The sequence below is a fragment of the Novosphingobium sp. PhB165 genome, from assembly GCF_004341845.1.
Lineage (GTDB): Bacteria > Pseudomonadota > Alphaproteobacteria > Sphingomonadales > Sphingomonadaceae > Novosphingobium.
This window is the reverse complement of record NZ_SLVB01000009.1, coordinates 79,928-91,746: the sequence shown is the minus strand read 5'-3', so window position 1 is coordinate 91,746 and position 11,819 is coordinate 79,928. Positions and strand designations below refer to the sequence as shown.

Here is an 11,819-nt window from a genome sequence, read left to right as displayed (position 1 = left end):
CAGCGCGGGCCGGTGTGACATGGCCCGCGAAATTTTTTCGAAAATAGTCTTTCAGCGCCAGTTGCGGATGGGCGGCTCGTCCTGCGCCAGCCTGCGCGCGGTGCGCAGGGTCTGGATGATGAAGAAGACGATCAGCAGCAGCCCGATCGAGCCGACCAGCAGGTCGAACCACGTAAACAGGCCGAAGAACACCGGCTGCGATCCGGCGAGGATCATGGCCAGGGTCAGGCCGATCAGCAGGATGCGCAGCTCGGTCGGCCCGGCATAGGCATAGGAAAGCTTCATTTCGCCCAGTACGCGCACCGCCAGGAAGGCGTGGATCGACAGCAGCAGGTAGCCTGCCAGCGCGATAAGCGCGACTTCCAGCAGGACATAGCCGCTCAGGCCGATGCCGACGACGACCAGCGTCGTCGCCAGGCCGTCGCAGCTATGGTCGAGGAAATAGCCGTATCGAGGGCGCTCGATGTGGCGGAAACGGGCGAGGCTGCCGTCCATGGAATCGCCGAACCACTGCACGAAATAGCCGGAAATCGAGAGCCAGAGCCAGCCGTCGCCAAGATTGCTGGCCACGTAACCGCTGAAGACCATCAGCGCGCCGATCATGCCGATCCCGGTCAGCAGGTCTGGCATGACCCAGTCCGGCATGCGCGCGCAGAGCCAGTTGAGCACCTTGCGTTCGGAGCGGGCCAGCAGGTTCTGCTGGATGCGCTGGATGGCTTTGGTTTCGATTTTCTCGTCTCGACTTGCCATTGCATTCCCCGTTCCAGATCGCCGCCAGTGTCGGTGCGGACGAGGCGCCTCGCCAAAAAACGAGCCGGCGCTTGTCGGATTTCCCCTCTCGGAGTTCCCGTCCTGCCTGCATCTGTGGGCGCTTCTGCCCCTTGCGGCAATCGGCAATCGTTGAAGCGCCCGCTTTCACCCCGTACGGGGGCCCCGCTCAGGGCCGGACGGGATCGCGGGCCAATATGATAAGTGAGCCGTTCTCGCGGGGGTGCTGGTCTACCTCTGCGTAGCCGAGGCGCGCCGCCAGTCGTAGCGAAGCGTGGTTGGCGGAGGCGATGCTGCAGGCCGTGCGCAGGCCGATGTGCTTGTCGAACCAGGCTTGTGCGGCAAGGCCTGCCTCCGTGGCATAGCCCCGGCCGTGAAAGCCCGATGCCAGCGTCCACGACATTTCGACCTCGGCCGCCGCGCGGGTGCCGAGATCGCGCTCGAAGTGGGCATGGCCGATCTTGCCGACATAGCGGCCCGAGGCCCGCTCGACGATCGAGAACAGCCCGAACCTCTTGATGCTCCAGTGGCCCACGTCGCGCAGGAAGCGGGTCCATGCCTCCGCCCGCGCGAGCGGCTGGCCGCCGATATGCGCGGTCACGTCCGGATCGCCGAACATCGCGGCGGATTCCTCGAAGTCGGCGGGAAGGGGGGGACGCAGCAGCAGTCGTTCGGTTTCGATCATTGCGTGACGGTAGAGGCGCTATGGGCCGGGCGAAAGGTCCCGCTCATGTCAGTGCCGCGATGACTTCCAGCAGAGCGTCCGCCGCCTTGCTGCGATAGCGCTCCTTGTGGCGCAGGCCGTGGAAGGTTCGCGGTCCGAATTCCAGCGGCGCGGCGTGCAGCGTTCCCGCCGCGATGGCGGGCGCGACGACGAGAGAGGATAGCGCGGCAACGCCTGCGCCGGCTTCCACAGCCGTGCGCACGCTCTCGTTCGAGGGCAGGACCAGAGCGACATCGAGCGCGGTGGGATCGACGCCGAGCCGCCGCAAGTGGATGTCTAGGCTCGACCGCGTGCCCGAACCGGCCTCGCGCCGGATCCAGCGGGCGTTTCGCAGCCAGGCGGCGTCGATTTTCTCTCTTCCGAACGGCGCGGACCGGACGAGTACCAGCCGGTCCGCGCCGACCGGCCAGCGGGCCAGTACGGGATCGTCTATCCGGCCCTCGACGATGCCGAGGTCCGCCTCGCCATCGCGGACGCGTGCGGCGGCATGAACGGTATTGGCAATGGCAAGTTCGACCCGCAGCGCCGGGTGGCGCGCGTGGAATTCGGCCAGGATCGGCGGAAGCCAATAGGCGGCGATCGTCTGGCTGGCGACAAGGCGCAGGCGGCCGCGGCGAAGCTGGCTCAGTTCCTCCAGCACCACTTCGGCGGCGGCGGCGCGGGCCAGCACGCCGCGTGCCTCTGTCAGGAATTCGCGGCCGGTTTCGGTCAGCACGATGCCCCGGCCGACACGGTCGAACAGCTTGACCGCATGCCGTTCTTCCAGCGCTGCGATGGCTGCCGAGGCCGCTGACTGGGTGACGTTCAGCGCCCGCGCGGCAGCGGTCATATGCTCACGTTCGGCGACCGCCACGAAGATGCGAAGCTGTTCCAGAGTCATGCCGCCAGCCTGCCACAATCGATCTGAAAATACGATTGAAATAACAATATCGATGCGTTGGAAGGATTGGTTTTGGAGGCGTAAATGGACCCGCGAAAGGATTTTTCGCTATGGTCTCAAGCGTTTCTCCGCACTTCGGCTTTCCATGGTTTCCCCGGGAAAACCTTGGAGCGCGCTTGCGCCGGGTCTCTCCGGGGATCGTGCTGAGCGCGGCAGTTGCGGCGGGGGCTTATGGGCTTGAAGCCGCCGAACGGATCCTGACCGGCAGGGCGTGGCTGGAGGCTCTGGTCCTGGCGATCGTCATGGGCACGGCGCTGCGCAGCCTGTGGACGCCGGGCAAACGCTGGGATGATGGAATATCCTTTAGTTCCAAATATATGCTTGAAATTGCGGTGGTCTTGCTGGGCGCTTCGGTGAGCGGAGCAACGCTCCTTGCGGCAGGCCCTGCGCTGCTTTTCGGAATTGCCGGAGTGGTGGCTTGCGCCTTGCTGCTTGGTTTCGCGATTGGGCGCCTGCTCGGATTGCCGACGCGTATGGCCTTGCTGGTGGCCTGCGGCAACGCGATCTGCGGCAATTCGGCGATTGCCGCCGTCGCCCCGGTGATCGGCGCCGACAGCGACGATGTGGCGGCTTCTATTGCGTTTACGGCCGTACTGGGCGTGGCGGTCGTGCTGGGGCTTCCGCTGCTGGGGCTGGCGCTGGGGATGAGCGGGCAGGCTTTCGGCGCCTTTGCCGGGCTGACGGTCTATGCGGTGCCGCAAGTGATCGCCGCCGCTGCGCCGCTCGGCCCGGTGGCGGTGCAGACGGGCACGCTCGTCAAGCTGGTGCGCGTGCTCATGCTGGGGCCGGTCTGCCTTGTCCTCTCGCTGATCGCGCCGCGCCTGACGCGGCAATCTGCGTGCGCCCGCCCCGGCATCGGCCATCTGGTGCCGTGGTTCATCCTCGGCTTCATCGCGCTTGTCCTGTGCCGCACGCTGGGGCTCATTCCCGAGGCGGCGTTGCCCGCGCTCAACCGGGCGGCGACGCTGCTGACCGTGGTGTCGATGGCGGCGCTGGGGTTAGGCGTGGATTTGCGGACAGTCGCCGGAGCGGGCGCACGCGTTACGGCGGCCGTCGTGCTCTCGCTGGCCGGGCTGGGCGCGGTCAGTCTGTGCCTGCTGCGCGCCCTGCATCTGGCGTGAGCTGCGCGGGAATCTCGATTTCGACGCGCAGGCCGCCAGCGGGCAAGTTCGCAGCACCAATCCGGCCATGGCAGGCCGCCACCGCGCGCGAGGCGATTGCCAGCCCGAGCCCGAGGCTGCGGTAATCGGGCCGGGGCGTATCCGGCCGGGTGCGGACGAAGGGCTCGAAAATGCTGTCCACCATGTCGGCGGGAACGCCAGGCCCTACGTCGCTGACGGTCACGCGGTAGCGATGGGGGCGCAGGAGCAGTTCGGCCCGTACCTCGATCCGCGAATCCGGCGGTGAGAAGCGCAGGGCATTGCGCATTACATTGTCGATCGCGCGGCGCAGCAATTCGCCGTTTCCGCGTACCGGCGGTGCCTGGTCCTCGTCGATGCCGACGGCCGCGAAATCGATCCGCACGTTCTGCGGCTGGGCCTCGTAACGGGTATCGGCGACGACCTCCGCGACCACGCCGACAAGATCGAAGTATTCATCGCTGCCCGCCGGTTCGTTCTCGGCCCGGGCAAGCAGGAGCAGTTCGCTGACGAGCCCATCGAGCCGATCGACCTCGTGCTCCATGCGGTCCATCGAACTGTCGAAGCGGCCGGGTGACTGGCGGGCCAGAGCAATCGCCAGATGCAGCCGCGCGAGCGGGGAACGCAATTCGTGCGAGACATCGTGCAGCAGGCGGTCGCGGCTCTCGACAAGTTGCTCCAGCCGCCGCGCCATCGCGTCGAAATCGTGCCCAAGGTCGGCCACTTCGTCGCGCCGTGAGCCGATTGCGGGGGAAACACGGGCTTTCAACTCGCCGCGCGCCAGTCGCGCGAAACCGTCGCGCAAGTGATTGATCGGCCGCATCAGGTACCAGGCGAGCAGCGCGCTGAACGCCAGCCCGGCGACGACCCCCATGATCGCCAGTTCGGGCGGGATATCGAGACGCCATTTCCGCATGTCGCGGTGGTACCGGAAGCGCAACTGATACTCGGTGCCGGCGGGATCGCGGACCTTGCGCTCCATGACCGCGTTTTCGACATCGCCCGTGCCCGGCAGCGCCACGACTTGCCCAGGCGCGACGAGTTCAAGCCGCTTGCGCTGGTCTTCCGGCAAGTTGTCGAGCATCGCGACGTAACGTGCCGCGCCGCCCGCCTGGATCGCCTGCGCGCCGGCTTCGAGCACGGCGGGCCCGATCTGATGGATCATCAACGGGGCCGGCGGTTCGCGATCGGTGCGCAACTGGAACAGCAGCCAGACGGCCTGCGTCATCACCACGAATGTGAACAGGAACGACAGCAGGATCTTCCAGAACAGCCGGCGCCCGCTTCTGGCCTGTAATGACGGTGTCATTGGGTGCGGATCCTGTAGCCGACGCCGCGTACCGTCTCGATTCCGGCCTCGCCTTGCGACGCGCCTTCGAGCTTGATGCGCAAGTTACTGACGTGGACGTCGACGCTGCGGTCATAGCTTTGCCGCGCCCGGCCGAGACCGCGCAGCGACAGATCGTCCTTGGTGGTGACGGCGTTTCCGGCGCGGACGAGTACCAGCAGGATGTTGAATTCGGACGGGGTCAGTTCGACGGGGGCACCGCGCCATGCGGCCTTGCGGGCGGCGATCTGGACGTCGAGCCCGCCGATGGAGAGCGTCTGCGCGGCTTGCGGCGGGCGCCCGTCGCGCGGCTGGTGACGCCGCATATTGGCGCGCAGCCGCGCCACCAGTTCGCGGGGGTAGCAGGGCTTGGCAATATAGTCGTCCGCACCGAGTTCGAGGCCGATCACCTTGTCCACCTCGTCCCCGCGCGCGGAGAGCATGATGACCGGCACGTCGTTGGCGGCCCGCAACTGGCGCAGCAGTTCGATGCCGCCCAATCGGGGGAGCATGATGTCCAGGATCACGGCGTCGTGTTCGCCGGACAGCGCGCGCCGGATGCCCTGATGGCCATCGGTGGCGACTTCGACCCGGAACCCCTCGCTCTCCAGATATTCGCCCAGCATGGCGCCCAGTTCGAGATCGTCGTCGATCAGCAAAATGCGTTTGGAATCCACGTCCACGCGCTCCTGATGGCCCAGCCCGCCGCGATTGTCAGCCGTTTGCAGTGATCCTTGCGAAAACTTTACGTTTCCCTTGCGAACTCTTTACCCACAAATCCGCCGCTGCGCGCCATATCGCATTACTCGGACAAATACGAAGTCCAGTTAATCGAAATGGGGCATGGTACGGGCCAGCCCCCTGAGGGAGGGTTGATCCATGGCATTCAAGCCACTTGCATTCTGCACGGCTTCCGTACTCGCGCTCGGCATAGCCGGTGCTGCCCAGGCACAGGATGCGCAGAACGCTACGCCGCAGGATAGCGGCACTGTTGCGGCAGATTCGAGCGCCGATTCCGCAGCCAACGCCAACGATATCGTTGTCACCGGTGTGCGCGCCTCGATCGTCGGCGCACTCAATGTGCGCAAGAACTCGGTGCAGATCGTCGACTCGGTGGTGGCCGAGGACGTTGGTAAATTGCCGGACAATAACGTGGTCGAGGCGCTCCAGCGCGTCACCGGCATCCAGATCACCGACCGCGCCGGCGGCGAAGCCGGCACCGTTACCATCCGCGGCCTTCCGGACGCGGCAACGACGATGAATGGTCGCAATATCTTTACGTCGACCGGCCAGTCGTTCTCGCTTCAGGACATCTCGGCCAACCTCGTCAAGCAGGTGGACGTCTACAAGACCCGCTCGGCCGACCAGCTCGAAACCGGCCTTGCCGGGCAGATCGACGTCAAGACGCGCCGCCCGTTCGATTTCGATGGCTTCGCGGTCTCCGGCCTTGTGCGCGGGACCTACAACGAGGTGTCGGACAGCTTCAACCCGAACATGGCGCTGCTGATTTCCGACCGCTGGCACACCGGGATCGGGGACATCGGCATCCTCGTCAACGGCAGCTACAGCAAGACCAAGTACCGTAACGAGAGCGTGACTGCGGGCGCGCTGGTGCCGTTCGCGACCGAGAACCCGCCAGAGGGCTCCGGGCTTGCGCCGCTGGAGCGCATGTTCTCGGGATGGACGCCGGGCCTTAGCGCGGGCCTGCCCACCACGCCCGGCTCGACGATCAACTACAACGGCGTCGATGTGCCCTATTACCTCTCGCGCGACGCGGTCTTCTCGACCGACCAGTACGGCGAGCGCAAGCGCCCCTCGTTCAACGTCGCGCTGCAATGGGCCCCGAACAGCAGCTCGGTCTACACCGCCGAGATGTTCTACACCGGCTACCGCAGCAGCCTCTACAGCGACATGATGTTCAGCTACGTCGACTGGTGGGGCAACCCCGGGGCGTTCCAGACCTATGACGGCACCAACATCATCAAGTCGCGCACCGTGGACGATGTCTATGGCTTCAACAGCGGCGATTACACGAAGTCGAGCACGGACAGCTACGTCTACGCCCTGAACGGCCAGTGGGACGTGGGCGACGGCCGGGGCAAGATCACCGCCGATCTCGCCTATCAGGACAGCACCTACAACACCTCGTTCATCGCCATGCGCACCGACCGCACGGCGGACCAGATCACCGCCGACTTCAATGCAGGCGGCGGCATTCCGTCGTACCACTTCAGCGACGATACGCTGCTGACCCAGCCCTCGACCTGGAACGTCGCGCAGCTTTACGACAACGCCGAGCGCGACAAGGGCAGCGCGATCACCGGCACGCTGGACGCCTATTACGGTTGGGACGAAGGCTTCCTGCGCCGCATCAAGGCGGGCCTGCGCTATGACGACCGCAAGGCGTCGAGCTATTCGCGCACCGCGGACGCCGACAGCCTCGGCGTGAACATGACCACGCTGCCCGAGGCGGCGTACTTCACCAATTCCGGCTTCATGAGCGGCGAGGCCGATGTGCCGCGCAGCTGGGTGGCGGCCGACGGCCGCTGGGTCTCCCAGAATGCCGATTACGTGCGCAGCCTCTACGGCTTGCCCACGTCGGACTCGCTGAGCCTCAACAAGACCTTCGACATCGACGAGATCACCATGACCGCCTATGTCATGGCCGATGGGCAGGCGACGATCTTCGGGCGTCCGCTCGATATCGAAGGCGGCGTGCGCTACGTCAATGTCGCGACCGATTACGACTTCTTCGACCGCTACAACGACTATGCGCTGAGCCGCGCGAATTCGGGCTCGGCGAAGTTCCTGCCCAGCTTCACCGCGCGCTATGCGATCACCGACAAACTGCGCGCGCGCTTCAACTATGGCGAGACGCTGCGCCGTCCGAACTTCACGGACGTCAACCCGACTTATTCGCTGACCGGAGACCTCACCAACGTCGGCTACGGCAGCGGCTCGGCGGGCAACCCGAACCTCAAGCCTACCCATTCGAAGAACTTCGACGTGGCGCTGGAATGGTACTTCGACCGCGACAGTGCGATCACCGTCACCGCCTTCCGCCGCGAGATCGACGGGCTGGTGGTCAGCTTGCCGGCGATGACCTACATTCCGAACAACGGCATCGTGGCCGGTGCGACGGACAATTTCGTCATCACCAAGCCGGTGAACGCATCGGACGGCGTGCTGAAGGGCGTGGAAGTTGGCCTCACTTACTTCCCACACTATCTGCCCGGCCTGCTCAACGGCCTTGGCTTCCAGGGCAGCCTGACAGTGCTCGATTCCAGCCAGACCATCCCGGTCACGGACTCGACGGGCACCGTCACCGGTTACACCAAGTCGGCCTTCTTCGACGTCTCGAAGCTGTCCTACAACGCCACGCTGGCTTACGATCGCGGACCGTTCAACGCGCGCCTCTCCTACGTCTGGCGCAAGGGCTTCCTGCATAACAACGAGGCCAGCCTGTTCGCGAACCCGATCGGTATCTGGTACAAGTCCGAGGACAGCCTGGACATGCAGCTGACCTGGAACGTCACCCAGGACATCGGCCTGACTTTCGACGCCACCAACCTCACCAAGTCGAAGCAGCAGAGCTATTACAAGTTCGGCGATGCGGGCGGGGCGACGACCGACAACCTCGGCACCACGCTACTGGCGCGGACTTTCGCCATCGGCGCGCGCTTCACCTTCAAATGATCCTTGCCGCGCGGCCTGCGACGGACTTTCGGGGAACCTGTTCCTCAAGGTTCCGCGCGGGCCGCCGGTGGCGATCGTTTCGGAGTGCTTTCCGGCAGGGGGGAGAGGGCGCGCCGCACATATCGAAAACGCGGGGGCGGCACTTATCTGATGGACCCGATCCCATGGCCAGACCCCAGCTTGCGATAACACCGCCCGCCGCAAACGATGCCTGCGGTGCTTCTGGCCGCCTGCACGACAGCGTGGCCTCGCGCCTGGCCGCGCGCATTCTTACCGGCGAATATCCGGTGGGCCATGTGTTCGTGGCCGAAGTGCAGCATGCCGATGCGCTCGGCGTCTCGCGCTCGGTCCTGCGGGAGGCGTTTCGCATGCTGACCGCCAAGGGGCTGGTCAGCAGCCGTCCCAAGTCAGGGACGCGGGTCAATGCCCGCAGGCACTGGAACCTGCTCGATCACGAGGTGCTGGCCTGGCAGGTGGCATGCGGGGCGGACGAGGCGTTCTTGCGCAATCTCTTCGAACTGCGCATGGTGGTGGAGCCGGAAGCCGCCGCACTGGCTGCGCTCCGCCGCGACGAAAGGCAGCTTGCCGACATGGCCAACGCGCTTGAGGCGATGGAGCACCACGGTCTTGCCAACAAGCCGGGCCGCGCCGCCGATCTGCGTTTTCACGAGCTGGTTCTGGAAGCCACGCACAACGAGATGTTGCTGGCGCTGGCCGATCCGATCCTCACCGCGATCGCCTCGACGACGGCGATCAAGCAGGAGGGCAATGCCGCGCCTGAGAACCCGCCACGCTGCCCGATGCCCGAGCACCGCGAACTTCACCGCCATATCGCCGACGCTAACCCGGCCCGGGCGCGGCGGGCGATGGCGCGGTTGATCGACCTTGCGCTGGCCGACACGCAGCTCGCCCTGCGTCGGTTCTAACTGGCGGGGCGTCCGAACGGCCAAACGGTCACACGGTCACACACCCAAAAAACGAACCCACAGCCCCGTCATCCCCGCGAAGGCGGGGATCCCGCTTCTTGCGGCATGCGAGAGCTTGCAGAAGTAAGCGGGGCCTCCGCCTTCGCGGGGGCGACCGGGTTTGTAACTGACGGCTCATCACCGGCATGGATCGTGGTGCGGAGGCCAAACCTCGTGCCGTACAGCGGCTCTACCGGCCTCGAAAACCTTCCTCTCCAGACAAGTCCGATGTCTTAACGGCGCAAGTATTACTTCGCCCCGGCGATGGCACAAATGCATCGGATCGCTACCAGTGCCCCGCAATCCATGGTATCCTCGCGAAAACCACCAAAGAGTGGACTTGAGAGGAGAGCCGGAATGGAAGGCTTGGAATCGGTTTTTTGCGTTTGCGAATTCCGCACGTTGTGCGCTGCGGTGGCCTGTTCGGGCACCTTTGCACTCGTGACGATATTATTGCTGCGTTGATCCTTCGGTAGACGCCGTTGGCCCCCCCAACGCGCGTGGAGCACCCATGTCGACCAGCCGGTCGTTCAGGGTTTCCAGGATCCTCAGAAAGCTGGCCTGATCCGCGTCGGTCAGGACTTCGAAGAACTGTGCCGTGAAGGCATCCTTGTGCGGCTCCACTTCCCGGATCAACGCACGCCCCGCCTCCGTCAGACTGATCCGCTTGGCTCTCCGATCGTCCGGATCGGGGTTGCGGACCGCCAAACCCTCGCGTTCCAGCCCGTCCACGGCTTCGGTGACGGTCCTCGGCGCCTGTCCCAATGCATCGCAGATGTCGGTGGAACGCACCGACCCACCCCGCTCGATCAGCAGAAGCAACTTGATCTGCGCCAGCGATGCACCCTGCGCGCGCATTCGTTCGTTGAACAGCCGGTACATGCGCAAATGCAAGTCGCGCAGCTGCTCCATCATCTGCTGATGAATACTCACGGCAAGAAATATTGTGGGACCATATAAAATGCCATTGCCATAGGCCTCCCGGCAGGGCAAGGGGCCAGCCCATCACTGCTGCGATGCAGCAAACGATCGAGCAACCAGGACGTGAGAAGCGATTGATGGCAAGCGACGGAATCGATTCGGACGGACAATCGCACGGCACCCCAGAGCAGGCGCCCGCACCAAGCCCCTCGGCGCTCAAGCGGCCCACCGTTCGCCGTGCGCTGATGGCCGGCGTGCTCGTGGTGGTCGTCGCCGTGGGCGCCTGGCTGCTCTACTACGCGACGCGCGGCAAGTATCTGGAAGACACCAACGACGCCTTCATCCAGGCCGACGCGGTCACCGTTTCGCCGCGCATTTCCGGCTATGTCGATGCCGTGCTGGTGGGTGACAACCAGGACGTGAAGGCAGGTCAGCCGCTCGTACGCATCGATCCGCGCGATTATGACGCGCAGGCGCGCCAGTATCAGGCGCAGATCGACGTTGCGAAGGCCAATGCCGACAACATCCGCGCCACCATCGGCGAACAGCAGTCCGCGATCACGCAGGCGCAGGCCCAGCTCGCCTCGGCCGAGGCGGATGCCAGCTATGCCGAGCGCGAGGCCGCCCGCTATGCGCCGCTCGCCGCCAGCGGCGCCGAGACCAAGGAACACCTCGCCACGCTGCGCAATCAGGCCGAAAAGGCCCGCGCGGCTGCCGATGCACAGCGCGCCGCGCTGGTTTCGGCGCAGCGCCGGATCGCCTCGCTCAACGCGCAGGTCCAGCAGGCCGAGGCGCAGGGCGAAGCCGCCCATGCGCAGCTTGCTTCCGCGCATGTCAATGTCGGCTCGACCGTGCTGCGCGCCAGTGTCGATGGCCGCATCGGTGACCGCACCGTGCGCGCCGGCCAGTTCGTGCAGGCGGGCACCCGCCTGATGTCGGTCGTTCCGCTTTCCAAGCTCTATGTGACGGCCAACTTCAAGGAAACGCAGATCGGCCTGATGCGTCCCGGCCAGCCGGCGACGATCGAGATCGACGCGCTCGACGGCACCAAGATCCGCGGCCATGTCGAGAGCATCTCGCCGGGCACGGGATCGCAGTTCTCGCTGCTGCCGCCGCAGAACGCGACCGGCAACTTCACCAAGATCGTCCAGCGTGTGCCCGTGCGCATCGCCATCGATGCCGGTGACGAAGCGCGCCGCGTGCTGGTGCCCGGCCTTTCGGTGACCGTGACGGTCGACACGATCGCCGCCAAGGGTTCGCAGCAGGCCATCGCCAAGCAGGAGAAGGCCCGCCGGAACGACGGCCGGTGAGCGCAACCTCCACAGCAGACGCCCATGCC

General features: G+C 65.4%; 10 protein-coding genes. 4 read left to right on the top strand and 6 right to left on the bottom strand.

The features are described from left to right. Positions 1-51: 51 nt before the first annotated feature. The 3 genes from EDF56_RS21480 to EDF56_RS21470 all read right to left on the bottom strand — a co-directional run bounded on the left by EDF56_RS21480 (position 52) and on the right by EDF56_RS21470 (position 2,372). Complete coding sequence (locus EDF56_RS21480) at positions 52-750, bottom strand: CDP-alcohol phosphatidyltransferase family protein (protein WP_132391408.1); 699 nt, start codon at positions 748-750, stop codon at positions 52-54. A 187-nt stretch (positions 751-937) separates the two neighbouring features. Further along, positions 938-1,453 carry a GNAT family N-acetyltransferase gene (locus EDF56_RS21475; RefSeq protein ID WP_132391406.1) on the bottom strand — a complete coding sequence of 172 codons (516 nt, stop codon included), beginning with the start codon at positions 1,451-1,453 and terminating at the stop codon, positions 938-940. A 43-nt stretch (positions 1,454-1,496) separates the two neighbouring features. Beyond that, a complete protein-coding gene (locus EDF56_RS21470) occupies positions 1,497-2,372 on the bottom strand; it encodes a LysR substrate-binding domain-containing protein (RefSeq protein WP_132391404.1) in 876 nt (291 codons plus the stop codon). Between the two features lie 176 nt (positions 2,373-2,548). Between EDF56_RS21470 and EDF56_RS21465 the strand changes: the two genes are divergently transcribed. Continuing rightward, positions 2,549-3,553, top strand: coding sequence for a putative sulfate exporter family transporter (locus tag EDF56_RS21465; RefSeq protein ID WP_243652759.1), 1,005 nt, complete (start codon positions 2,549-2,551; stop codon positions 3,551-3,553). Here the strand turns inward: EDF56_RS21465 and EDF56_RS21460 are convergent. Further along, entirely contained in the window at positions 3,516-4,880 is a 1,365-nt protein-coding gene (locus EDF56_RS21460) for an ATP-binding protein (protein WP_132391400.1), read from the bottom strand. The two genes, EDF56_RS21465 and EDF56_RS21460, sit on opposite strands and share 38 nt — an antisense overlap. Then, on the bottom strand, positions 4,877-5,575 hold the full coding sequence (locus EDF56_RS21455; RefSeq protein WP_132391398.1) for a response regulator transcription factor: 699 nt from the start codon (positions 5,573-5,575) through the stop codon (positions 4,877-4,879). Before EDF56_RS21455 ends, EDF56_RS21460 begins: the two co-directional genes overlap by 4 nt. A gap of 202 nt (positions 5,576-5,777) precedes the next feature. On the opposite strand from EDF56_RS21455, the gene EDF56_RS21450 reads away from it, so the two are divergent. Together EDF56_RS21450 and EDF56_RS21445 are read left to right on the top strand one after the other, a co-directional pair. Further along, complete coding sequence (locus EDF56_RS21450; RefSeq protein ID WP_132391396.1) at positions 5,778-8,594, top strand: TonB-dependent receptor; 2,817 nt, start codon at positions 5,778-5,780, stop codon at positions 8,592-8,594. Between the two features lie 164 nt (positions 8,595-8,758). Next, positions 8,759-9,520, top strand: coding sequence for an FCD domain-containing protein (locus EDF56_RS21445; RefSeq protein ID WP_132391394.1), 762 nt, complete (start codon positions 8,759-8,761; stop codon positions 9,518-9,520). A 489-nt stretch (positions 9,521-10,009) separates the two neighbouring features. Here EDF56_RS21445 and EDF56_RS21440 read toward each other — a convergent pair whose 3' ends face one another. Continuing rightward, on the bottom strand, positions 10,010-10,474 hold the full coding sequence (locus tag EDF56_RS21440) for a MarR family winged helix-turn-helix transcriptional regulator (protein WP_132391392.1): 465 nt from the start codon (positions 10,472-10,474) through the stop codon (positions 10,010-10,012). Positions 10,475-10,617: 143 nt separating this feature from the next. Between EDF56_RS21440 and EDF56_RS21435 the strand changes: the two genes are divergently transcribed. Beyond that, positions 10,618-11,790 (top strand): HlyD family secretion protein, encoded by a 1,173-nt coding sequence (locus EDF56_RS21435; RefSeq protein ID WP_132391390.1) that lies wholly within the window; start codon positions 10,618-10,620, stop codon positions 11,788-11,790. Positions 11,791-11,819: the final 29 nt, after the last annotated feature.